We start from the raw sequence: 22,519 nt of genomic DNA on the forward strand, positions 1-22,519 counted from the left end.
TTCTCACCTGCCAAACGCTTTCTTTAATTCGTCTTCTTTCAGCTTTGCGCCGATCACGCATACCTTGCCGGTATATTCCGGTGATCCGTCACGGATCTCATACTGCTCCGGTACAAGGTCGAAATAGAGCCAGCTTCCCTCTTTCTCTCCAGGAACCATGCCCTTGGCGCGAAGCACCTCGCCGTACTGGTCACCGTATGCCAGTTCGTCCAGAATCCGGTCTAAGTCTTCCCTCTTCATGGCCGCAACATTCTCAAGGCCCCAGCTGGTGAATACCTCGTCCGCATGGTGGTGATCGTGATCGTGACCGCAGCTGCAGGCCTCGCCGTCATGGTGATGATGGTGGTCGTGGCCGCAGCCGCACTCCTCTGCTTCATGATCGTGGTCGTGATGGTGGTGGTGCTCGTGGTCATGGCCGCAGCCGCACTCCTCTGCTTCATGATCGTGGTCGTGATGGTGGTGGTGCTCATGGTCATGGCCACAGCCGCACGCTTCCTCATCATGCCCGCAGCCGCACGCCCCGCCGTCATGGTCGTGATGGTGATGACGGTGCTCCTCAACTTCCTTCATTAAGTCTTCCGCCATCGTATCCGGCTTCTCGATGATTTCCAGAAGCTGGGCGCCGCTTAACTGGCCGCATGGCGTTGTAACGATCACGGCCTTCGGATTCTTCTCACGGATCAGTTCCACCGCCTGGTTTACCTTGTCCATGGCAGTAATGTCGGTACGGCTTAAAACAACCGTTCCCGCGTTCTCGATCTGATTATTAAAGAACTCGCCGAAATTCTTCATATACATCCGGCATTTCGCCACATCCACGATGGTAACCGCGCTGTTCAAGGTAACCTCGATCTCCGCCGCCACGTCTCTGACCGCCTTCATGACGTCAGAAAGCTTGCCCACGCCTGACGGCTCGATGATCACACGGTCCGGCTTGTACTTGGTCAGCACTTCCGCCAGGGACTTTCCAAAATCACCGACCAGGGAGCAGCAGATGCAGCCGCTGTTCATCTCACGGATCTCGATTCCGGAATCCTTTAAGAATCCGCCGTCGATGCCGATCTCCCCGAACTCATTTTCAATTAAAACCACCTGCTCACCGGAGATGGCCTCCTCCAGCAGTTTTTTAATAAAAGTCGTCTTACCGGCTCCAAGGAAGCCGGATATAATATCAATCTTTGTCATATCGTTTAAGGACCTCTTTTCTTTCCAGGTTTTTCATTCACTACAACTACCTATTTTGTCACAAACCGCCTGTAAAGTCAAGCCGGAGACCCTTATTGTACTTTATCATTTTTTCTCAATCATGGTGTTTTTCAGTTCTTCTACGCACTCAATGAAACCGTTATCCTTGTAAAACACCATATTTTGATCCCCGCGGTCCATATAAATCAGTCCTTCTTCTATATTAAATATGGGATCGTATCCGTGAAAATATTTCTCCGGAAAGGAGAACCAGACAAACGAACGGGCCTGCTTCCCTTCTCTCACCAGCTTTTTTAGCTCCGCCTGTCTCTCGGCCGGCTGCCTCTCCAGGGAAAATGCCAGCATCTGAAGCCGCGCCAGAGTCTCGTCTCCGGACGCCAGATTCACATTCTCATTCTCATCACGTAAGGCGATCCAGGCGGAAGCCGCCGGTTCCTCATAACCCCGCTGTACGATCAGGCGGCAGTGTAATACGAAGCCGCCCAGCGCGCAGTCGGCAATCAGGAATCCGGCCAGCCCCGCCGCCGCTATATACTTCTTTTTCTGGTGCTCAAGCGCAAGCACTGCCATCGTGATCACCGCCATGCCTAAAGCGCAGAACAGCACCGTTCCATATCCCTCCGGCAGGTTCATGGTACTCATCTTATCCGGCATGAACTTCTGCATAAAATTGAGGATCTTCCAGTGAAAAAAGCGGACCGCCACCACATAGACCATCAGGGCCGTAAACAGGAACGCAAGGATCCAGTCTTTCTTCGTTTTAATTCTCCATTCCGCCAGTTTCTTCATCTGTCATCGTCTCCTCCCCGTCGTATTCATCATATAAGGACTCCAAACAGTCCTCCTGGTACTGAACCATATATCTGGAGAATTCTTCCGGCACCCGGTATACCGTACCGTGCTCCGTCACCAGATAATGCTCCTTCGGATTCACCTCGCAGATCATGGAATCCTGCCGATATTTTCCAAGAAAAATCTGAAGCTGCAGTTCATCCTCGGGCACCCGCACATCAGGGCTTAAGCGTTCCAGGGGATTCCCGTCCTGGTAAAGTGCATCCCGAAGAATGCGGAAAATGGTGTCAATCCCTCCCGGCTCATCCTCTTCATAGTAGCCGTTTCCCTGGATTTCGGTCGCCAGAAAGAATCCGGTTACGTCCTCCATACGGTCATCCTTTGCCGCCATTACAGTGTCCGCCTTTAACAGCGCCCCCGTCCACAGAAGGACTACAGCCGCCCAGACGGCTGCAAACTTCAGATAGCGCCGCAGCGTAAAGATCTTCGAATCTCCGGTAAAATAGGCGAGGCTGCCATAGACAGCGCCCCCGATCATGACCGGCGTAATCCGCTCTGCCAGAAACGTAAGAAGGCCTCTTCCCGGGAAGAATTCATTGAACTCCGTAAACATGCCGTTCCCACTGTAATAGCCGTAGGGCTGCGCATGAAACAGATTGTGCAGCATCTCACTGGCCTTGTACGGGATGGCCAGAATCACCTTTGTCACAAGAAAGGAATCCGTAAAATAAGTGATGGAAAACCAGCCCAGCACGAATCCCACCAGGGTGAACACCAGGATCCTCCTGGTTCCTTTTTCAAAATGGACCACCCGCTCCTTAAGCCCCTCATCCGTACCGCCATATCCAGCCTCCGGTATGTCCAGCTCCTTCCCTTTCTCCAGATACCCCTCGACCAGCGCGCGGCATTCTCCGCATTCCTCCAGGTGCTTTTCCACTTCCGGGTCCTCGGTATTGCCCCGCAGATACTCCAGTACCCGATCTCTGTAATCACATGCCACAGCTGTCACCTCCTCTCTGTTCATACCGGCTTCGGTACTTAAGCCTGGCCCTGTGAAACCTGACCTTTACCACGGTTTCCGAAAGCCCTGTCACTCTGGCAATATCCGCGTACGCCATCTTTTCATAATCGCGAAGCAGGATGATCGTCCTGTCGTCGGCATTTAAGGAAGAAAGCACCTCCCGGATCAGTTTTGCCTTCTCTTCCTTCAAAAGCTTCTCCTCCGGTCCGCTCTCATACCCGGCCCCCAGCCGTTCCATGTCGGCCTCTTCCAGGAGAACCGGCTGTTTCTTTCTGGCAAAGGAAAGAAAGGTGTTCCGCGCAATCGTCAGGCACCACGTCTTTTCACTGCAGTCCTCCTTAAAGCCCTTAAGCCCCAGATAGACCTTCAAAAAGGTCTCCTGCGCCAAATCCTCCGCCGTATCTTTATCCTTCGTCATATAGGAAAGGTAACCGTATACCGCGTTTTTCTGCCTCTGGTAAACTTCTTCAAATCTCACTCCCACGGACGTCTCTCCTTTGTTTTTTCTTCACTCGAAACCGCCTTCACCTATATAGACTCCGTTTTTCTCAAAAAGTTACATCCAAAGATAAAGAAAAGCAGAAACCTACAGGCTCTGCTCGCTCATAAATCTTTTAATTCCCAAAAATACTTCCTCACTAATAATATGTTCCATGCGGCAGGCGTCTTCCTCTGCCGCCTTCCTGCCGACCCCTGCGACCTTCTGTAAAAATGCAGTCAGCAGCTTATGGCGCTCATAGACACTCTCCGCCTTTTCAAGCCCCTCTTTCGTCAGCTCGATATCTCCCCTCGCTCCCACCACAAGGAAGCCGTCCTCCTTCAGGATTCCGATGGCACGGCTCACGCTCGGTTTGCTGAAATTCAGTTCGTGGGCGATATCGATGGAACGCACCGTCCCATTTTTCTCTCTCAGACGCAGGATCGTCTCCAGATAATTTTCTCCGGACTCATACATGGCAGTTCCTCCCCATTCCATCCCGTGTGTATCGTTTCTATCATATACGATTTTTTCCCATAAGTCCACCCCTGGCCCGTATTCCGAAAACGAAGGAACCGGCCGCGGCGCCCTGCAGCTGTCTGCACGGGTACCACGGCCGGTTCCTGTTATTCTCATTGAGCACCGTCAGCTCTTCTCCTGCCCGGGTTTTTGATCCCTTCAGGCGCTGGCGCTGTCTCCGTCTATCCGGTAAAGGTTCTTTCTCTGGATCAGTCCGATCTCCTCCAGGGTCTTCACCATCCGGTAAACAGTGGCCATTCCAATCGTGGGGTCCTTTTCCAGTGCCTGATAATACATTTCCTTACAGCAGCAGCATTCGTCCTGCAGAATCACGTCGATCAGAATCTGTCTCTGGTTTGTGATTCTGCATCCGTTTTTCTTTAATTCCCGAATCACATAGGCGCGTTTCTCTTCGAGGATATCAGCCTGATTCATCTTATCAACCTCCCCGTTATGAGCGCGGCTTATGGCTTGGAGCGCAGCCATGGCAGCAACTGCATTGTCCTCCGCAGCCGCTCTTGCTTCCGCAGCTGCAGGTTCCCCGGTTCTTATACACGGAACGGATCGCAAGTCCCGTCAATACGAGTAATATCAGTGATATCATAATTGTCGCCGCATTGGCAGCTATCCAAGTTACCATAAGTATCCCTCTTTTCTATTCAGTCTCCTGGCAGTCCGTCCTCCAGGTCATTACGATGGTGCTGTGCATCTGCTTAAATTCTGGCCGCTACGGCTCCTGTCTTCTTGTCAGCCTTCGGAGCCGGACGGAACAGCAGATACAGAGTTACAGCAAGAACAATAACAGCAGCGGCTGTTCCAATACCGAAACCACCGCCCATGGCGAATGATCCCAGCTGATAGATCATTAAGCATACCGCATAAGCAAATACATTCTGGAAGATAACTGCAAACGCGGTCCAGCCCTTATTTCCCATCTCCTTCGCCATGGTGCTGATTGCAGCCAGACACGGAGAATCCAGTAAGTTAAAGGTTAAGAAGGTAAATCCTGCAAGGGCGCTTCCGTGGAAGAAATCAGTCATAACGTACTGCCACAGAGCAGCGTCAGTCTCCGTCGCTTCCGCCATATTGGCAAGGACACCCATGGTGCTGACGATACCTTCCTTTGCCACGAATCCGGAAAGGGAGGATGCAACCGCCTGCCAGCTGCCGAAGCCCAGAGGAGCAAAGATCGGAGCGAGGAAGGTGCCGATGATCGCGAGGAAGGAAGCTTCCATATCCTCAACCATGCCGAAGGCGCCGTTTTCCACGCCAAACGTAGCCAGGAACCACATCACCATACAGCAGAGGAACAGGATTGTTCCCGCTTTCTTTAAGAAGCTCCATACACGCTCCCATACGTGAAGCAGCACGGTCTTCACTGACGGAACGTGGTACTGCGGAAGTTCAATTACGAACGGTGACGGATCACCTGCAAACATTTTCGTTTTCTTTAAAATAATACAGGATACGATAACCGATGCAATTCCGATGAAATACATGCTGGGTGCCATCCACCAGGCCCCACCCATGATCGCACCTGCTACCAGTGCGATAACCGGAAGCTTTGCGCCGCAGGGAACGAAGGTCGATGTCATAATGGTCATACGGCGGTTTTTATCATCTTCAATGGTTTTAGTGGCCATGATCGCCGGAACGCCGCATCCGGAAGAGATAAGCAGCGGGATAAAGCTCTTTCCCGATAATCCGAATCTGCGGAAAATACGGTCCATGATAAACGCAACTCTCGCCATGTATCCGCAGTCCTCCAGGACAGATAAGAACAGGAAGAGAATCGCCATCTGAGGAGCGAATCCGATTGGAGCCGCCAGACCTCCGATGATACCATCCACAACCAGGGAAACGAGCCATTCAGAAGCGCCTGCGGTCTCCATCAAGCCCTGAACGGCCGGCTGGATCCATGCGCCAAACAGCGTATCGTTGGTAAAGTCGGTAACAATGGTTCCGAGCGATGTGACGGAAACGTAATAGACCACAAACATCACGGCCACGAAGATCGGAAGCGCCAGGATTCTGTTCGTTACAATCCTGTCAATCTTGTCCGAAACGGTCATTCCCTTTCGGTTCTTCTTTAAACAGCCCGTAATGATTTTCGATATGTATTCGTATCTCTCGTTGGTGATGATACTCTCCGCATCGTCATCCATCTGTTTCTCGGCATCCTTCACGATTTCCACGATGCGCTTCGAGGAATCGGCAGAAAGCGGGGTCGTACCCAGGACCTTCTCATCCTGCTCGAACAGCTTAATGCTGTACCAGCGCGCCAGATGGTCCGGAACGGAATTGGGAAGGAGGTCTGCGATATCGGCCAGATAGCCTTCCACCTCTCTGGAAAACTCATGCTTCGGCACCTGAATGGTCCTGGCATTTGCCAGACGAACCGCACGGTCCACCACTTCAGTCAGTCCCTCGCCCTTTAAGGCGGAGGTAGCAACCACTTCACAGCCAAACGCTGCCGCCAGCTTCTTCTCGTCGATCTTATCGCCGCTCTTCACCGCCAGATCCATCATGTTCAGGGCGATGACAACCGGAATCCCCAGCTCCAGCAGCTGTGTCGTCAAATATAAGTTACGTTCCAGATTCGTGGCGTCCACCAGGTTAATAATCGCATCCGGTCTCTCATTGATTAAATAGTCACGGCTTACGACCTCTTCCAGTGTATACGGTGACAGGGAATAAATTCCCGGAAGGTCGGTGATAATGATGTCTTTCTTTCCCTTCAGTTTTCCTTCCTTCTTCTCAACCGTAACTCCAGGCCAGTTTCCAACATACTGGTTGGAGCCTGTTAAGTTATTAAACATGGTGGTTTTTCCGCAGTTTGGATTACCTGCCAGTGCAATACGGATTGCCATACTCTTGTTCCTCCTTTAGTTAGCCATCTCTAACTCTCATTCTTAAAATATAGGGCGTCCGCCCTTCCCTGATCTTTTACTCTACCACAATCAGTTCCGCATCCTGTTTTCTCAAAGAAAGTTCATACCCTCGCACCGTTACTTCCACCGGGTCCCCGAGCGGCGCAACCTTCCTGACAAATACAGAACAGCCTTTTGTGATCCCCATATCCATAATCCGGCGTTTGACTGCGCCCTCTCCGTTTAACTTCTTCACGGTTACGGTCGTGCCGCATGGAATTTCCTTCAAGGTCTGCATCCTCTTTTCCTCCTACTAAACCATAATTTTTTTTGCCATATCCTGATTCACTGCGATTCTGGAATCCTTGACATTGACTATCATATTTCCGCTGATCGTCGATACCACGGTGACCACTGCGCCCGTTACAAAACCAAGATTCTCCAGAAAACGTTTCGTCTCTTCGTTCCCGCCGATTTTACGTATTACCTGTGCTTCGCCGGTTCTTACCATGGTTAAAGGCATCATATTCACCACCTCTGCTTAATTTTGAAAATTATTCTCAATTTCATTTTCTTTACAGTAGTTAGTATATGCTAATCCAAATAAAAAATCAAGTACTTTATTGAAAATAATTCTCAATAAGGAAAATAAATCCAACTATGCGGAAATTTTTAAAGGAAAGAGGAACAGGCTTTAAAAAAAACAGCAGGGGAAAGCCGCGTTTTCTAAACACGTTTTTCCCCTGCTGCTCTCCCTGTCATTTATCCTCGTAAGCGTGGTAAATCCGTTTTACCACGTCATAGGCCAGCTTGCGCCGCCTGTATTCATCCACAATCCCCTTATTATTCATGGTGCGGGGGCGGCTGGCGAACCACTCGTCACTGACCCTCACGTCGCAGAGCTGCCAGATAAAGATACCGCAGCAGCCTTCCTGCTCAAGAACCGCCGTAATCTGGTCCTCCAGAGCCTTTGCCTGATATTCCTCCGACCATTTGCACAGAGTGTGGCTTCTGAAACCATAGATGGCGCCCGCACCGATCTCAGTAACCAGAAACGGCTTGCCGCTTCCTTCGCTCTCACGCTGAACCCAGTCATAGATATCCTTCACATACTCACTGGCCGGCGTCTCATGATACCACTCCGGATAAAGATTATAAGAGACAATCTCCGGAAGTCCGAAACAGATGTCCGTCTTAAATTTACAGCTTGCAGACGACCTCGGTCTGGAAAAATCCATGTGCTTAATCAAGTCGTACTGCTTCTTATAGCACTCATAGCCGTACTCCGTATCACTGGCGCACTCATTTAAAATACCCCAGATAATGACAGACGGGTGATTGATATGAGCCGTGATCATTTCCTCGATACACGTTTCCGCCTGGCGCTCGAAATTCGGATTCTGCATATGCTCCAGCGTCAGCCCCCGGGCATGGTTTTCCTCCCATACCAGAATTCCCTGCTCATCGCACAGATCAAGAAACAGTTCGTCGTTGGGATAGTGAGCGGTACGGATGGCATTGGCCCCTAAATCCATGGCCGTCTCCAGATCCTGCTGGATCGCCGCATAGGGCAGGGCGCATCCGAACATCGGATGGTCCTCGTGGCGGCAGAACCCCCTGATACGCAGCTTCTTCCCATTTAAAAGAATATCTTTGCCCTCCGTCCTGATCTCGCGGAATCCCATGCGGTCGATCTGGTCGTCAAACGCTCCGTTTTCATCCGAAAGCGTGGCCCGGACTGTATAGAGCTTCGGGTTTTTGATCTCCCAGGCCTCCGCCTCTGCCGCGGACAATTGAAAGTCCACGGTTTTCTCCCCGCCGGCCTCCAGTGTCAGTTCCATGGCTTCAGAGGCAATCCCGGCCAGGTCCAGATAAAGTCTGCATGCTTTCCCGGCCGCGGACCAATTTTTAACCTTCAATGAAACCAGGGCTTTCCAGCCGTCCTTCTCCATGACCGGGACTGCGTGAATGTATTCAATGTACGTATCCGTCAATTCCTCCAGAAGGACACCGCGGCTGATGCCGCCGTAGCTCATGTAGTCATTGGGTATGTGGAGTGCGCTGGCCTCGCCGAACGTATTATCTGCATAGACCTCCAGCAGGTGCCTTCCGGCCATCACATCTGTGACAGCCACGGCGAATGGCGTATAAGCATTATAATGGCTGCCTATCTCCCTTCCATCCAGACAGACCCTTGCCGTATGACTGACGCCCTTGAATACCAGCCGGAACGCCCCTTCCGTCTCAATCTCTCTGGAAAACACGCCGACTCCCCTGTAAGAGGAAAAATCAGGCATGGATTCCCAGCAGCACGGAACAGCCGTCCGGTATTTTCTGCCTGCCAGATCACCTGTACAGGGCGAAAATTCCCACAGGCTGCCGCTCAATTCCCGGACCTTTCGGATCTCATGGGTGCAGAATGTCCTAATCATGCGCTCCCTCCTCCTGCCGCTCCACGGCGTCCACGATTCTCCTGATGCAGTCAATATCTGTCTTCAGCTTCTGCTCTGAGCTTTCCGCGGAGGAAAAATCCTCAAAGGTCACATAGCCGTCATACCCCACCGCTTTAAGCGCTTGAAAACACCGTTCAAAATCGGCATATCCGTCTGTAAACGGGGCCCAGTCGGGGACGTATTTTTCGTTTCCATCCACGTTCTTTTTCACCCAGCACGCATTCTTAATATGTACCAGGTCGAGATACGGTCCAAGTATCTCAAAGGCCATCTGATACTCCTCGAAGCCTTCATAGATCACATTTCCCGTATCGTAGATCACGCCAATATACCGCGGATCAAAGAGGCAGGCAAGGCGGTATGCGGCGCTGGCGGACGGTGTGATCGTCCCCATGTGCATTTCAAAATCAGCTTTTACCCCATGCTTCCTGGCAAGCACTTCCACCTTTTTAAATCCGGCTGCCGCTTGTTCAAAGGTCTCCAGGTAATTCTGCCCTTTATGATAGGGGAGAGAATTGACGCGGATCCGGTTACAGCCCATCTTCACGGCTGCCGTCATACACGACTCAATCCTGGCCTCACTGTCGGCGCAGTTTAAATACGTTGCCAGGGCATTTACCTTGATCCCATACCGATCAGACAGCGCCTTTAATTCCTGCGCTTTCTCATCTATCGTGGCGATATCCACCGTACAATAGTTGTTTTTCCAGTAAGACGGCGCCTCCTTTGCTGTCCCGGGATCTGTTGGGAGATCCGTCACCCTCCAGTCCACACCGTCGTACCCGTATTCCTTCATCTTCTTAAGCGCCTGTTCCGGCGTCATTTCCGGTACACTGACCGTAAATAAAGAGTATTTCATACCGTCTCCTTTTCTTTCCTGAATTAGCTTCTATCCCTTGATACCGGAACTCGCCACGCCCTCCACGAAGTACCTCTGTAAACAGATAAACAGAATCAGGACCGGGATCAGGGCAACTGTGGCCGCGGCCATAATCTGGGCATAGTTGGAAGAATACTGGCTGTTAAACATGCGGAGCATCAGCTGAATGGTCTTCTTTTTCTGGGAAGACAAATAGATTAGCGGCCCCATAAAATCGTTCCACTCAAAGGTAAATGAGGTAATGCACAGAGTGGCGATCGCCGGCTTCGACAGCGGAAGCATCAGCCTCGCCCAGATTCCGTACTCACTCAGGCCGTCGATTCTCGCCGCCTCCAGCAGTTCGTTGGGGATTCCGATAAAAAATTGTCTCATCAGGAATACGCCCATAGCTGTAAACGCATGCATCAGAATAATGCCCAGATGGCTGTCGGTCAGGCCAAACAACGTCATCATCTTGTACTGGGGAACCATGTACACCTGCCATGGGATTGAGATCGTCATGACGTACATCATGAAAATAGTATCTCTCCCCTTAAAGCTCAGCTTCGCAAATGCATAAGCTGCAAAGCTCGACGTGACCAGCTGCAAAACGGTGGTACATACCGTCAGCTTCGTCGTATTGAAAAAGCCCGTCAGAAGCGGAACCTTCTTCCATATTTCTGCATAGTTGCTCCACTGGGGAACGGGCGGTATCCATACGATCGGAAAGGAAAATACATCCTTCTCGAACTTCAGGGATGCCGACAGCATCCATGCAAAGGGAATAAGCATAATAACTGCCATAATAATCAGTGCTGCGTACATAAACGCTGTCTTAACCGCAGAGACAGCCGAATTTTTATTATCTGCCTGCTTCATACTGCTGCCTCCTTATAAGTAACTTGTAAATCGTTTCTCACCTTTAAACTGAATCAGTGTCACACCCATGATAATGACGAACAGAACCATGGCCACCGCGCTGGCGTAACCGAACCTGGAGCTTACGAACGCGCTGTTGAAAATATGGTAAGCCAGAACCTTAGTGGCCTCGCCGGGTCCTCCCTGTGTCGTGATATACATAATATCATAGGATTTGAAGGTGGATACCATCAGCATCATCAGAATAAAGAACGTAGTAGGGGTTACGCAGGGCCACGTAATGTGAAGGAACTGCTGCCATCTGCCTGCTCCGTCCAGGGAAGCCGCCTCATACAAATCGCCCGATACGCCCTGGAGCGCGGCCAGATAGACAATCATGTAGTACCCCATCCCCTTCCACACGGTCAAGCCGATGATCGTCGGCATGGCCCAGGTCGTAGACGCCGCCCATCTCGGCGGATTGGACACACCGAGCGCCATCAAAAGCCCGTTGACCGGGCCGCGGTCCGGATTGAATAATGCCATCCAGACCACGGCCACGGCTACCAGGGAAGCCACGTACGGGAAGAAGAGAACGGAGCGGAAAAACACCCGGCCCTTTAAGTTTTTGTTCATCAGAATGGCCAGAAACAGCGATAAGGCCAGCGTTACAGGCACTGTCACGACCGTATAATAAAGGGTGTTTTTTAAAGCAATCCAAAAGCTTGTATCATTGGTAAACATCGTGATAAAATTCTTTAAACCTACGAATTTAACCGGATTCCCGGAATCCCATTCGCAAAAACTGAGCAGCAGGGAAAAGACGATCGGTATAAATGTAAAAATGAAAAATCCGATTAAATTAGGTAGGATAAATGAGTATGCGACTAAGTTCTTTTTTCTGGCCAGAGACCGTTTCTTCGAAATTTGGGCCGCGCTGTTTTCTCTGTTCATATGTCCGCCTTTCTCCAGTTACTTGGACTGCGCTTCCTTAACTCTCTCTGCCATCTTCCGGAGACCATCCTCCACCGTCACACTCTTTGTCATGATGGCGCTGTGCTGTTCCTGGTAAATGTTATCAATTTCCTTGGCAAGCCTGTCCATACGCTGCTCCACTACATACTTATCTATATCGATATACTTTGATAAGCCTTCCGGAGCATTGGGCGATGTTTTGGGAATATCATCAAAGATCTGGCTGACCTGATCGGAGTTGTAGCCTGGGACAATTCCCTGTTTTGCAAGGACCTCTGCCCCCTCTTCTCCGCAGATATAGTTGATAAAGGTCCACGCCTCTTCCGGATGCTTTGCGTACGCCCCGATGGATACCGGAGTCACGCCGCCGATCGCGGCCTCATTGCCGATTCCTTTGTCGTTTGGAAGGCTGCAGACACCCCAGTTGAAGTCTTTTACATTTTCCACGCACATGTTGATAAACCAGGTTCCAATCTGAAGCATGGCCGCCTGCTGGTTATAGAATACGCCGGAATAATGGATGTTGGAGGACTTAAGCATACCGTAGTCCTGAACAACTTCTTCGTCCTGCATGGCCAGAATCTCATGATAATACGGCACCAGGTTTTCATAGCTGTCCGTATCGAGAACGTCAAACTCTTCGACTCGTCTGGCGAACTCAGACACATTGCTGGGCCACGTATGGACATGGGCGCCGTAGACCTTATCATTTCCTGTTCCGCTCGTCATTTTGGCAGCCAGCTCATGGTATTCCCCCATCGTCATGCCGTCCTCGGGATAAGGGACGCCGGCCTTGTCAAATAAGTCTTTGTTATAGAATATCATATTGTTGTCTTTTCTGAACGGAACTCCATACGTCTTGCCGTTTAGCTGAAGCTGGTCCACAAGACCGGAATACGCATCCTTCTGAAAAGAGGCGTCCTTCCCCATAAGATCGTCCAGCGCCAGAACGTGTCCCTGTTCCACCAGCGCGCTCAGTGCAGGTGTTCCCTTTGTGAACACAACATCAAAGTCCTGTTTGCCGCCCAGCTGTGTGATCACCGTGTTATCGTACTCATCCGCAGAGAATTCGACCGGTTCAACGGTAATATTGGGATACTTTGCCGTAAATGCATCAAACATGGTCTTGTAATATTCGGTATTGGAATAATCCCACAGGGCAACCTTAATGGTCACCTTCTCCTCCTGACTTCCTTTGGCCCCAGCGCCTGTACTGCTGCATCCTGCAACGATACCTGCTGCCATAACCGCCGCCATAACACCCGCTGCCAATCTTCTTTTCTTCATTTTTTAATCCTCCATTTTCTTCATTTATCTTTACCTGGAAAAACCAGGTTTTGATTTTGGAAATATAATACGAATTATGGTGGACTTAATTTTACGAGATTGGGGAATAGCTTGCATTGTGCGAGAAAGGAAGTGCGTTTTCCAGATAAAAGAGTCAGAATAATCAGATTTCTAATCGGCTGCCGTCCTATTTAGGCATAAAAATACCGATAATACATGACATAATTCGTATTATCGGCAGTAACTGCAACTTTTGTATTACCAAATAAACAAATCTTCACCAGCAAGCTTCCATATTGCCTCAATAAAATAGTAATCACCGTAAATAATGGCAATTTCATGTTCTTTATCATGGTAAGCCGCCGTACACCGCTCCAGCAGATGATCCTTCTCCGTTCCCCAGCTGCAGCGGGACGCGTCGAGGGCCTTTAACATCTTCACCGCGGCATTCCTATAGAGGCTGCTGTCTCTGCCCTCCGTGTGCCTGGAAAGCTCGATCAGACCGCAGGACGCGATCGCCGCCGCAGTGGAATCCTCCCAGGCGCATTCAGCCGGTTGCCGGAAATCAACGGGAATCAGGCCGTTCTCCGGCGTATTGGCCATAAAGTAATGGGCGATTCTCTTTGCCGTGTTAAGATAATGCCCGTCACCGGTATGTATGTAGCTCAGCACAAAGCCGTATAAGCCCCAGCTCTGTCCCCTGGTCCAGGAAGAACCGGTCTCATAGCCCTGGCCCCCATGGCTTCGCACCATCTCTCCGGTAAAGGGATCAAATTCCACGATATGATTGACGGAACCGTCTTCTCTCACGAAACACTGCTGCGCCATATTGGCATGCGCCACAGCGATCTGCTGAAATCTGGGGTCCTTCGTCTCCTCGGAGGCCCAGTAAAGCAGCGGGAGATTCATCATACAGTCGATAATCGCCCATCCGCGGTGATCATCCTCTCCCCAGTCATTCCATGCCCGGATAAAGTTACCGGCAAGATTGAATCTGCCTGCCAGGTTATTGGCAGCGAGCAGGGCTCTGTTCCGGGACTCTGGATTCTTCGTCAGCCTGTAGTCCGCCACCGCGGTTGGCAGCCATTTAAAACCATTGTCATGGTCCAGGCCGTCTGCACGCATCAGCACCGCATCCAGCTTCGTCTCCAGCTCCTCAGCCGTCTCCCGGTAGAGCTCATCACCTGTCAGAGCGTAAAGCTGCCACATCATACCGCCCCAAAAGCCGTTGGTCCACCAGGAGATATCCCGGCTTCCGGACCGGTCATCGAAGACGCCGTCCACCGTGGTATACGGTATCTTGCCGCGGCTGCGTTCTGTCACAGGCTTCATCTTCATTTTTATTTTTTCCATTGTCTCAGCAGCCCATGCCGCATCCTGTTGTGATAAATACATTGCATTCTCCTTTCTCTTGTTTCTTATGTCATAAAAGGGGGACAGTCACTGTCCTGCCTCTGTATGCAATTGTAACGCTTCCCTCTTCCACACTCACGAAAGGCTTCTGCCCGGCCATTTCCCCGGCACTGGCGGAGCGGTCTGCGAACACACTGGTAATCAGTAAATGGCTGCCCGGTTCCAGTTCCGCTGTCACGGTCGGAATAACCGTGAGATTATAGAATAAATTGGTATTCGGAAACGGCGTCACAAGCTTTGTCGTCCCCTCAGTTTCGGTCACAATTCCGCTTACTCCCCATGGAGCCCTTACAAATGCAGAAGCTTCCGTGATTTCGATATTCTCCGCTTCCAGTCTGCCCGTCCCGGCTCCCTCCGTCACTTCAAAGCACCGCTCCCGAGCAATGGAAAAACCGCCGTCTGCTGCCGTAACCGGTACGCAGTTGGTAATCTGGTGAATCCGCACATGCCAGGGGGAGCAGGGAACCACTGTGCTTATTACCTCCACACCGGTCAACGGGCTGTATTTTGCAGAAAGCTTCTCCTCATCCGAAGAAAAGTCTGTCTGGCCGTATCTCATGCAGTAACGGTTCTCTCCCTTTACGGAAAATGCCAGAGTATTGTCAAACGCCCCCTGTTCCAGGCTGGTCCCTCTCGAAACACTGAAGCCAAACTGGTTGGAGTATACGAATTTCTCATATTTTTCCGCGCCCCTGCCGTGATCCAGCCCCAAATGCTGCCCCGTCACGTAAGCCAGCACGTGATCGTTGTCATCATGGGTAACAATCATGTGCGGGTGCTTTAAATATTTCACCGGTTCATAAGGGTACACCTTGGGCTCAGCCGTCCAGAATGGATGGTCCTCATTTAGTCCGAGCACGATAAACGCCTTATTGCACCAGTAGGGGGAACCGCATCCATTGTAACTCTCACTCATCAAAAGATTCGGATAACCGTACCCAATGCTCAAAATCCCCGTGTTGTCGAAAATGGGGCGCCGCATCCACACCTCGATATTCCTTAAAACCAGATTCTTCAGCACGCCGTAATCCACATCGAGTCTGGCGTAGGCCATCGCTCCGAACAGGCCGCTGTGTGCAAAACGGTAGGTCAGGCTCCTTCCAAAAGGAATCTCTTCCCCGTTATTCGCAAACCAGTAGACAAAATCATCAAAGAACTTCGTACTGCGTTCCTTTAGGATCCGGCATCTCTCTGGCTCCAGCGCCTCCATATGTTGTGCGTAGATCAGTCCGTAATAGTGGATCGCGAATGCCACATAATAATCGACCTGGCCCGGATTGCCGTCGTAATACCAGCCATCGCCGGTATAGGAGCCTTCGATCAGCGCAAAGTCCTCCTCCATTCTATCTTCCCGCCACTCCAGCCCCAGCAGCCGAAAGGTCATATTCGTGAGAATTCTGAAATACCTCCAGTTATTCTTCGGCATGTCGTAGTCATTCATCTGTCTCAGCCACCGGTACAGGTTGTCCTTCTGGCCGTCAGTCAGCGTGTCCCACAGTTCCCCGCGGTTGACCGTTATCGAAAATACGAGCGCCGCCACCTCCACCATCTTCTGATCATAATCAAATATGTCGGCCCAGTACTCGCTGTCCCCGGGATCCGTTCCATGGATGATACCGGTCCGATAGAGTACAAGCCACTCCCTTATCTCCTCCTGCTGTTCTGCGGAAAGCCCGGAGTTATCCGCTGACCAGAGCGGCCCCAATCCCCAGAGCACCCTGGCCCATCCTTCCATCCTGGCCGACTTTTCACCGTAATGGGCCCCTGTATTCCCCACATGAAGAAATGCCCTCTTCGGACTGTAAAATGCTTTCAGCGGCCTTATAAAATCCAGAAACAGCTGAACCATATCATTTCTCGAGTTCATAATTATGTCCATCTTTTCCACTTTCATCTTTCTTTTTTTGTCTATATTAACCATATGACTTATCATATCATAATTTTCTTTTCATAATATTGTTTTTTATGCTATATTTATGTCATATCATGCTGCGCATATCGTCAGAAAGGAGAGCTTCCAATGTTTGAAATCACCACACAATCCATTAACCAGCTGCTGATTTCCCATCACCGCACCTGCCAGAAGCAGGACCGTACCCTGCATATGCACAACAATGCATACGAGCTTCTGCTGTTTAAAAGCGGTAATGTAGACTATTTTATTAATGATGTCACCTTCCGCCTTATGCCCGGCGATCTGATTTTCATTTGTCCGAATGACATACACGGCCTGTTCATCAGCGATGAGACGCCTTATGAGCGTATGCCTGTCCATTTCGAAGAAAGCTTTGCCGCCTCCCTGTCAACCCCGGAAACAGATCTCTTCGCCTGTTTTCGGAAGTTCACTCCGGACCATCCCTGCCATCTGGACAGCCGGCAGCTTCAGCAATACGAAGCGTGTGTGGATACCATTATCAACAGCTTAAACAAAAAAGAATTCGGGTATGATATCCGAATCCGGTCCTGTCTCTCCTGGATTCTCCTCTGTGCGAATGAGGCCATCCGTTCAGAATTCGCCTCTGCGGGTGACGTATCCCCTGAGATAATCCGCCAGGCCCTGGGCTATGTCAATAACAATCTGACCCATGATATATCCATACAGACGATCGCCGCCGCACTGAATATCAGCGGTTCCCGTCTGAGCCATATATTCAAGAACTATACCGGAACATCCCTGTGGAACTACATCATCGCACGCCGCATCCAGCACGCCGGAATCCTCTTAAAACAGGGGGCCTCCATCACAGACGCCTGTTACGAATGCGGATTTAATGATTACTCCCATTTCGTCAAGGTGTTCCATAAAATCATGGGAGTCTCCCCCGGCAAATATGTGAAAAATATCGCCACCTACACCACCGAGGGGCAGTCCAGCAACTTAAAATTCTTATAGCAAAGGTTCCTGTTACAGAATAAAGAGACCGGCTTGCCGGACTCTCGCGCCGGAGCGCGGCCGCTTCAGCGGCCATATCGGATGAACTTTCCTATGAAACACAAAAACGCCGCCCCACCAGAAGCTGACCGGTGGGGCGGCGATATCATTTACTCGAACCTTGAGCACATCATTTCATCTTTTCCAGGATATTGTCAATATCCATCTTTTTTCCAATTACCATCAGATGCTCCTGCGCCTGAATGACATAGTCGGCCGGGGGCATGAGCTGGGCTTTTCCCTCGCGTTTGATGCCCAGGACGCTGATGTGGTAACGGTTGCGGATATCGGCCTCGCGGATGGTCTTGTGGATCCATTCCGGAAGAGGCGGAATCTCGTAGATGGAGTATTCCTGTGTCAGTTCAATGTAGTCAAATACGTGGTTGGCGCTGTAGCGGACCGCCATCTTTTCTGCAATGTCACGGTCCGGATAGATGACCTCATCCGCGCCGTTTCTGAGAAGGAACTTGGCGTGAATGTCGCGGTTCGCCTTGCTGATGACACGGCGTCCGCCCAGCTCCTTTACAAGGCTGGTGATCTCCAGACTGCTCTGGAAATTCGTTCCGATACAGACGAAACAGATGTCGAAGTTGGCGATTCCCAGGCTTCGTAAGACCGCCTCGTTGGTACAGTCTCCGATCTTGGCGCTGGTCACGATGGGAAGCAGGTCCTCTAACACCTCTTCCTTCTGATCCACCACCATGACGTCATTTCCCAGCATGGCGAGATTCTCGCAGAGATGGTGGCCAAACCGTCCCATTCCTATGATTAAAATTGATTTCATATGATATTCTCCTTTGCTTCGCAGCATATTATTCAATACATGATCTCTTCACTTCCAGGCACCGGCTGCGGGCTTACCCGATGTTGATCGCCTCCGCAGGCTGCTGTACATGGGGCTTTCTCTTGGACTGGACAAAGGCCAGGGCAAAGGAAAGGCTTCCGATTCTGCCGCAGTACATTAGAAGAATGATGATGCAGCGCGATATCGGATGCAGAGCTCTCGTGATTCCCGTGGTCATTCCGACGGTGCCGATAGCGGAAAACGTCTCAAACAGGATATCGGAAAATCCCAGCGGCTGTATCGCCATGATGGCCAGCGACGCCGTGACTGCCAGCAAAAGGTTGATCGTCAGAATCGTTCCGGCACGCTTGACCGCGTCGTTCTCCAGCCTCCGGCCGAAGATATTGATCCCGTACGTCTGCTTGATATTGGAATGTACGCACAAGAGAAGGACCACCAGGGTCGTCGTCTTGATGCCGCCGGCAGTGGAGCCAGGGCTTCCTCCGATGAACATCAGGATGATGGTCAGCAGCTTGCTTCCATCGGTTAAGGCCGCCGTGTCCGTCGTGTTGAAGCCGGCCGTTCTGGCCGTCACGGAGCTGAATAAGGAGGTCAGGATCTTTCCGCTGGTATTCATTCCCACCAGAAGATGATTCCTCTCCAGCAGATAAAACAGCAGTCCTCCGCCGAAGACCAGGATCGCGGTGGTGACGAGTACAATCTTCGTCTGAAGCATATATTTTCGGAAATGCAGCTTATTCCGGCTTAAATCATCCCAGACGATAAAGCCGATACCGCCGATAATAATAAGGGACATGATGACGAAGTTCACCAGCCAGTCATCGTAATAGGCCACAAAAGAGCTGTACGGTGTCTGCCCTCCCATCAGGTCGAAGCCCGCGTTGCAGAAGGCCGATATGGAATGGAAAATACCGTAGAACAGTCCCCGGAAGAAACCAAACTGGGGGATAAAGCGGATTGCCAGAAGCACCGCGCCCGTTCCCTCAAAGATACACGTGCCGATGATAATCTTCTTTGCCAGGCGCACCACCCCGCCGATCTGCAGGGTATTGACGCTCTCCATCATGAGTCCGCGCTCCTTCAGCCCGATCTTACGGCGGAGCACGATGGATATGAAGACGCCCACCGTGATAAAGCCCAGACCGCCGATCTGAATCATGGTCAGGATGACGAGCTGGCCAAATAAGGACCACTGGCTCCAGGTATCCGCCACCACAAGGCCCGTCACACAGGACGCGCTGGTAGCCGTAAACAGACAGTTTAAAAATGGCTCCGACTGTCCGTCGCGGCTGGCAAAGGGAAGCATGAGAAGAAGTGTTCCCGTTATGATAACGCAGAAAAATCCATATGCAATAAACTGTGTCTGGCTCACATGGCGCCGGGCATGAATTAATTTTTTCTCATCCATCTTGCTGCTACTGCCTTTCTGCTTCCGTATTTTCACTTAATTCCGGCTTTTTTCCGCCGGTTCGGAATTTAAGCGCCCACTCTGCCCCTGTAAAGAGCAGAAATGCCGCCAGATTGACGACGACGACGCTGGCTCCCGCCGGTGTGGAGAACCGGTAGGACATCACCATGCCGATACAGAAGCACACCACGCCCAGCACGCCGGAGGACAGCACCACGCCGCGGAAGCTCTTAAAGAGCCGCATGGATGTGAGCGCCGGAAAGATAATCAGGCTGGAAATCAGCATCGCTCCCATCATCCGCATTCCAAGGACGATGGTGATCGCCGTCAGAATCGCAATGAGCACATTGTACCACGAGACGTTCACTCCCGTGGCTCTGGCGAAATTCTCATCAAAGGTCACTGCAAAAATCTTATTGTAACAGATCAGAAACAGCCCCAGAACCACGACACTTAAGATCACGCTTAAGCTGACATCCGTCCTGCTCATGGCCAGAATGCTTCCGAACATGTAGCTGCTCACATCGGTCGTCATACCGGTCGTCATGGAGGTGACGATAATACCGATGGCAAGGGCCGCCGCCGATATCATGGCGATGGCCGCGTCACTCTTGATCTTCCCGTGCTCCGTGATCCTTAAGAGGAAGAACGCCGCCAGAACCACCACGGGGATGGATACCTTTAAGGGGGACCATCCGGCCGCTACCGCGATGGAGAGCGCGCCGAAGGACACGTGGGACAGACCGTCCCCAATCATGGAATACCGTTTCAGCACAAGGCTCACACCCAGAAGGGACGCGCAGAGCGAGACGAGAATTCCGCCCACCAAGGCCCTGACGAGGAACGGGTATGAAAGCATCTCTCTCACCATTTCCATCAAAGCTCACCTCCCAGATAAATGTGGCCCGCGCTGCTCTTCAAATACTCCTCCGTCGTGCCGTAGAACAGCACCTCTCTCTTTAAATGAAGAATCTTTTTCGCCTGCTTCACCACATTTGCAATATCGTGGGATACCATTAAGATCGCCACGCCCTCTTTTTGATTCAATTTTCGGATAATCTCGTAAAATTCCAGGATTGCCGAAGGGTCCAGGCCCGTAATCGGCTCATCCAGGATCAGCAGCTTGTCCGTGGCGCACAGGGCCCGGGCAATCAGGGTCCGCTGCTGCTGTCCGCCCGATAAGTCGCGGTAGCACTGGCCTGCCAGCTCTGCGATTCCCAGCCGCTCCATGTTCTTTTCCGCCAGCGCCTTTTCCTTTCCTGAATAGAAAGGCTTGTTTCCGCGCCTGCTCAAACAGCCGGACAGTACGACCTCCCCGACCGTAGCCGGGAAATCCTTCTGCGCCGCCGTCTGCTGCGGGAGATAACCGATCCCGCTCTTTTTCAGTTCATCCGACACGGATATGGTGCCCTTCGTCGGCTTTAAGAGTCCCAGCATTCCCTTCATCAGGGTGCTCTTTCCGGAACCGTTCTCTCCGACGATGCAGACGTAATCACCAGGATTCACCTCCATGGTGACGTCCACCACGGCATCCTGGTTTTCATAGCCGAAATCCGCATGGCTGCATTGTATCAATGAATTCATCTATTCCAGTCCTTTTTTCAAATTAATCACATTCTGTTCCATTAAGTCTAAGTAGGTCACGCCGCTGTCAAATTCCCTCCTGGTCACATTGTGACAGGAATGCAGTAAGAGCGGTTCTGCGCCCGTTTCCTCGGAGATGATCTCCGCCACCCGGTGGCTGGTCAGCTCCGGATAGTAGATGACCGGAATCTGTTCTGTCTTCATCTTATCGATGAGGTAAGCGATGGTTTTGGCGCTTGGCTCCGTATCCGTACTGCATCCGGAAAATGCAGCCCTGTAGCGCAAACCATACTCATCCGCAAAATAACGGTAAGGGAACTTATCCCCCACGATTATCATGTTCCTCTTTTCATTGGCTGTCACGTCACGAAACTCCTGATCCAGCTTCTCAAGCTTCAACAGATAGCTCTCCGCATTCGCTTCATAGGCCGCCCGGTTCCCGGGATCTGCTAAAGCCAGGGTCTCTTCGATGCCCTTCACCAGCTTCATGGCGTTCACAGGCGAGGTCCAGATATGTTCGTCGTATTCGATCTCTTCTCCATGGCCGTCGTCGTCATACAGATCATGGCTGTAAAGGTCATCGTGGCTGTGGTCGTGGTCAACGCTATGGTCGTGGTCGTGGCCATGCGCCTCCTCTTCCATGCCTTCCACAATCTCCTCCTGAACGGTATCCACGTAATCCATCCCCGTCATGACAGCCATGTGGGAGGTATCGACCGCCGATAGGACCCGCTCCAGCCAGTGTTCCATGGCTCCGCCGTTGCAGATCAGCACATCGGCGTTCTGAATCGTGATCATGTCGGCCGGCGTCGGCTCGAAGGAATGGCTGTCCATGCCTGCCGGAACCACCATGGTCAGGTTAATATGTTCACCGGCAATCTGCCTGGTAAAATCGTAGTAAGGAAACAGCGTTGTCACCACATTCAGCTTCCCGCCCTCTGCTTCCGGCTCCGCTGAAGGAATCTGCCGCCCGGCACATCCCGTTAAAATCATAGCCAGAATCACGGTTCCGATGCAGAACTTCCGCGGGATTCTTCTATTTTTCTTCATTCATTACGT

The 22,519-nt window shown here is 51.3% G+C and carries 23 protein-coding genes; 1 reads left to right on the top strand and 22 read right to left on the bottom strand.

The window, feature by feature from the left end; all coding sequences use genetic code 11:
* Window positions 1-3: 3 nt before the first annotated feature.
* From H8S80_RS20140 to H8S80_RS20220, 17 genes are all read right to left on the bottom strand, one after another.
* Complete coding sequence (locus tag H8S80_RS20140; RefSeq protein ID WP_117630880.1) at window positions 4-1,185, bottom strand: CobW family GTP-binding protein; 1,182 nt, start codon at window positions 1,183-1,185, stop codon at window positions 4-6.
* A gap of 105 nt (window positions 1,186-1,290) precedes the next feature.
* The gene (locus tag H8S80_RS20145; RefSeq protein ID WP_025530587.1) at window positions 1,291-1,995 is read right to left on the bottom strand and encodes a hypothetical protein; all 705 of its coding nucleotides are present in this window, start codon (window positions 1,993-1,995) and stop codon (window positions 1,291-1,293) included.
* Window positions 1,967-2,998, bottom strand: a complete 1,032-nt coding sequence (locus H8S80_RS20150) for a zf-HC2 domain-containing protein (protein WP_029466513.1) — start codon at window positions 2,996-2,998, stop codon at window positions 1,967-1,969. Before H8S80_RS20150 ends, H8S80_RS20145 begins: the two co-directional genes overlap by 29 nt.
* The gene (locus H8S80_RS20155; protein ID WP_117630881.1) at window positions 2,988-3,503 is read right to left on the bottom strand and encodes an RNA polymerase sigma factor; all 516 of its coding nucleotides are present in this window, start codon (window positions 3,501-3,503) and stop codon (window positions 2,988-2,990) included. Before H8S80_RS20155 ends, H8S80_RS20150 begins: the two co-directional genes overlap by 11 nt.
* A gap of 102 nt (window positions 3,504-3,605) precedes the next feature.
* Complete coding sequence (locus H8S80_RS20160) at window positions 3,606-4,133, bottom strand: metal-dependent transcriptional regulator (protein WP_412300056.1); 528 nt, start codon at window positions 4,131-4,133, stop codon at window positions 3,606-3,608.
* A gap of 42 nt (window positions 4,134-4,175) precedes the next feature.
* The gene (locus H8S80_RS20165; RefSeq protein ID WP_002603465.1) at window positions 4,176-4,451 is read right to left on the bottom strand and encodes a transcriptional repressor; all 276 of its coding nucleotides are present in this window, start codon (window positions 4,449-4,451) and stop codon (window positions 4,176-4,178) included.
* 16 nt (window positions 4,452-4,467) lie between these two features.
* Entirely contained in the window at window positions 4,468-4,656 is a 189-nt protein-coding gene (locus H8S80_RS20170; protein ID WP_002603464.1) for a FeoB-associated Cys-rich membrane protein, read from the bottom strand.
* Between the two features lie 73 nt (window positions 4,657-4,729).
* Window positions 4,730-6,886 (bottom strand): ferrous iron transport protein B, encoded by a 2,157-nt coding sequence (feoB, locus tag H8S80_RS20175; RefSeq protein WP_025530591.1) that lies wholly within the window; start codon window positions 6,884-6,886, stop codon window positions 4,730-4,732.
* 76 nt (window positions 6,887-6,962) lie between these two features.
* Entirely contained in the window at window positions 6,963-7,184 is a 222-nt protein-coding gene (locus H8S80_RS20180) for a FeoA family protein (RefSeq protein WP_025530593.1), read from the bottom strand.
* 15 nt (window positions 7,185-7,199) lie between these two features.
* Window positions 7,200-7,412, bottom strand: a complete 213-nt coding sequence (locus tag H8S80_RS20185) for a FeoA family protein (protein ID WP_002603461.1) — start codon at window positions 7,410-7,412, stop codon at window positions 7,200-7,202.
* A gap of 232 nt (window positions 7,413-7,644) precedes the next feature.
* On the bottom strand, window positions 7,645-9,318 hold the full coding sequence (locus tag H8S80_RS20190; RefSeq protein WP_117630882.1) for a glycoside hydrolase family 2 protein: 1,674 nt from the start codon (window positions 9,316-9,318) through the stop codon (window positions 7,645-7,647).
* On the bottom strand, window positions 9,311-10,198 hold the full coding sequence (locus tag H8S80_RS20195) for a sugar phosphate isomerase/epimerase family protein (protein ID WP_117630883.1): 888 nt from the start codon (window positions 10,196-10,198) through the stop codon (window positions 9,311-9,313). Before H8S80_RS20195 ends, H8S80_RS20190 begins: the two co-directional genes overlap by 8 nt.
* 30 nt (window positions 10,199-10,228) lie before the next feature.
* A complete protein-coding gene (locus tag H8S80_RS20200) occupies window positions 10,229-11,077 on the bottom strand; it encodes a carbohydrate ABC transporter permease (RefSeq protein WP_002603458.1) in 849 nt (282 codons plus the stop codon).
* A gap of 12 nt (window positions 11,078-11,089) precedes the next feature.
* Window positions 11,090-12,010, bottom strand: a complete 921-nt coding sequence (locus tag H8S80_RS20205) for a carbohydrate ABC transporter permease (RefSeq protein WP_002603457.1) — start codon at window positions 12,008-12,010, stop codon at window positions 11,090-11,092.
* 18 nt (window positions 12,011-12,028) lie between these two features.
* Window positions 12,029-13,318: an ABC transporter substrate-binding protein gene (locus H8S80_RS20210; RefSeq protein WP_117630884.1), complete on the bottom strand. Its 1,290-nt coding sequence runs from the start codon at window positions 13,316-13,318 to the stop codon at window positions 12,029-12,031.
* Between the two features lie 258 nt (window positions 13,319-13,576).
* Window positions 13,577-14,713 carry a glycoside hydrolase family 88 protein gene (locus tag H8S80_RS20215; protein WP_002603455.1) on the bottom strand — a complete coding sequence of 379 codons (1,137 nt, stop codon included), beginning with the start codon at window positions 14,711-14,713 and terminating at the stop codon, window positions 13,577-13,579.
* A gap of 28 nt (window positions 14,714-14,741) precedes the next feature.
* Window positions 14,742-16,598, bottom strand: a complete 1,857-nt coding sequence (locus tag H8S80_RS20220; protein ID WP_181987884.1) for a DUF2264 domain-containing protein — start codon at window positions 16,596-16,598, stop codon at window positions 14,742-14,744.
* A 153-nt stretch (window positions 16,599-16,751) separates the two neighbouring features.
* Here H8S80_RS20220 and H8S80_RS20225 point away from each other — a divergent pair, with 153 nt between their 5' ends.
* Entirely contained in the window at window positions 16,752-17,624 is an 873-nt protein-coding gene (locus H8S80_RS20225) for a helix-turn-helix domain-containing protein (RefSeq protein WP_002603453.1), read from the top strand.
* Between the two features lie 169 nt (window positions 17,625-17,793).
* Here H8S80_RS20225 and H8S80_RS20230 read toward each other — a convergent pair whose 3' ends face one another.
* The 5 genes from H8S80_RS20230 to H8S80_RS20250 all read right to left on the bottom strand — a co-directional run bounded on the left by H8S80_RS20230 (window position 17,794) and on the right by H8S80_RS20250 (window position 22,510).
* Window positions 17,794-18,447 carry a potassium channel family protein gene (locus H8S80_RS20230; RefSeq protein ID WP_002603452.1) on the bottom strand — a complete coding sequence of 218 codons (654 nt, stop codon included), beginning with the start codon at window positions 18,445-18,447 and terminating at the stop codon, window positions 17,794-17,796.
* 73 nt (window positions 18,448-18,520) lie between these two features.
* A complete protein-coding gene (locus tag H8S80_RS20235; protein WP_002603451.1) occupies window positions 18,521-19,876 on the bottom strand; it encodes a TrkH family potassium uptake protein in 1,356 nt (451 codons plus the stop codon).
* 7 nt (window positions 19,877-19,883) lie between these two features.
* Window positions 19,884-20,753 (bottom strand): metal ABC transporter permease, encoded by an 870-nt coding sequence (locus H8S80_RS20240; protein WP_025530598.1) that lies wholly within the window; start codon window positions 20,751-20,753, stop codon window positions 19,884-19,886.
* Window positions 20,753-21,460, bottom strand: a complete 708-nt coding sequence (locus tag H8S80_RS20245) for a metal ABC transporter ATP-binding protein (RefSeq protein ID WP_025530599.1) — start codon at window positions 21,458-21,460, stop codon at window positions 20,753-20,755. Before H8S80_RS20245 ends, H8S80_RS20240 begins: the two co-directional genes overlap by 1 nt.
* A complete protein-coding gene (locus H8S80_RS20250) occupies window positions 21,461-22,510 on the bottom strand; it encodes a metal ABC transporter substrate-binding protein (protein ID WP_002603448.1) in 1,050 nt (349 codons plus the stop codon).
* Between the last annotated feature and the right edge of the window lie 9 nt (window positions 22,511-22,519).

The organism is Hungatella sp. L36 (assembly GCF_014288035.1).

Coding starts and splice junctions, on each gene's coding strand:
- H8S80_RS20140 (WP_117630880.1), bottom strand. CDS start 1,185: ATGACAAAGATTGATATTATATCCGGCTTCCTTGGAGCCGGTAAGACG.
- H8S80_RS20145 (WP_025530587.1), bottom strand. CDS start 1,995: ATGAAGAAACTGGCGGAATGGAGAATTAAAACGAAGAAAGACTGGATC.
- H8S80_RS20160 (WP_412300056.1), bottom strand. CDS start 4,133: ATGAGAATAACAGGAACCGGCCGTGGTACCCGTGCAGACAGCTGCAGG.
- H8S80_RS20165 (WP_002603465.1), bottom strand. CDS start 4,451: ATGAATCAGGCTGATATCCTCGAAGAGAAACGCGCCTATGTGATTCGG.
- H8S80_RS20170 (WP_002603464.1), bottom strand. CDS start 4,656: ATGGTAACTTGGATAGCTGCCAATGCGGCGACAATTATGATATCACTG.
- feoB (WP_025530591.1), bottom strand. CDS start 6,886: ATGGCAATCCGTATTGCACTGGCAGGTAATCCAAACTGCGGAAAAACC.
- H8S80_RS20180 (WP_025530593.1), bottom strand. CDS start 7,184: ATGCAGACCTTGAAGGAAATTCCATGCGGCACGACCGTAACCGTGAAG.
- H8S80_RS20185 (WP_002603461.1), bottom strand. CDS start 7,412: ATGATGCCTTTAACCATGGTAAGAACCGGCGAAGCACAGGTAATACGT.
- H8S80_RS20190 (WP_117630882.1), bottom strand. CDS start 9,318: ATGATTAGGACATTCTGCACCCATGAGATCCGAAAGGTCCGGGAATTG.
- H8S80_RS20195 (WP_117630883.1), bottom strand. CDS start 10,198: ATGAAATACTCTTTATTTACGGTCAGTGTACCGGAAATGACGCCGGAA.
- H8S80_RS20200 (WP_002603458.1), bottom strand. CDS start 11,077: ATGAAGCAGGCAGATAATAAAAATTCGGCTGTCTCTGCGGTTAAGACA.
- H8S80_RS20205 (WP_002603457.1), bottom strand. CDS start 12,010: ATGAACAGAGAAAACAGCGCGGCCCAAATTTCGAAGAAACGGTCTCTG.
- H8S80_RS20210 (WP_117630884.1), bottom strand. CDS start 13,318: ATGAAGAAAAGAAGATTGGCAGCGGGTGTTATGGCGGCGGTTATGGCA.
- H8S80_RS20215 (WP_002603455.1), bottom strand. CDS start 14,713: ATGTATTTATCACAACAGGATGCGGCATGGGCTGCTGAGACAATGGAA.
- H8S80_RS20220 (WP_181987884.1), bottom strand. CDS start 16,598: ATGAACTCGAGAAATGATATGGTTCAGCTGTTTCTGGATTTTATAAGG.
- H8S80_RS20225 (WP_002603453.1), top strand. CDS start 16,752: ATGTTTGAAATCACCACACAATCCATTAACCAGCTGCTGATTTCCCAT.
- H8S80_RS20230 (WP_002603452.1), bottom strand. CDS start 18,447: ATGAAATCAATTTTAATCATAGGAATGGGACGGTTTGGCCACCATCTC.
- H8S80_RS20235 (WP_002603451.1), bottom strand. CDS start 19,876: ATGGATGAGAAAAAATTAATTCATGCCCGGCGCCATGTGAGCCAGACA.
- H8S80_RS20240 (WP_025530598.1), bottom strand. CDS start 20,753: ATGGAAATGGTGAGAGAGATGCTTTCATACCCGTTCCTCGTCAGGGCC.
- H8S80_RS20245 (WP_025530599.1), bottom strand. CDS start 21,460: ATGAATTCATTGATACAATGCAGCCATGCGGATTTCGGCTATGAAAAC.
- H8S80_RS20250 (WP_002603448.1), bottom strand. CDS start 22,510: ATGAAGAAAAATAGAAGAATCCCGCGGAAGTTCTGCATCGGAACCGTG.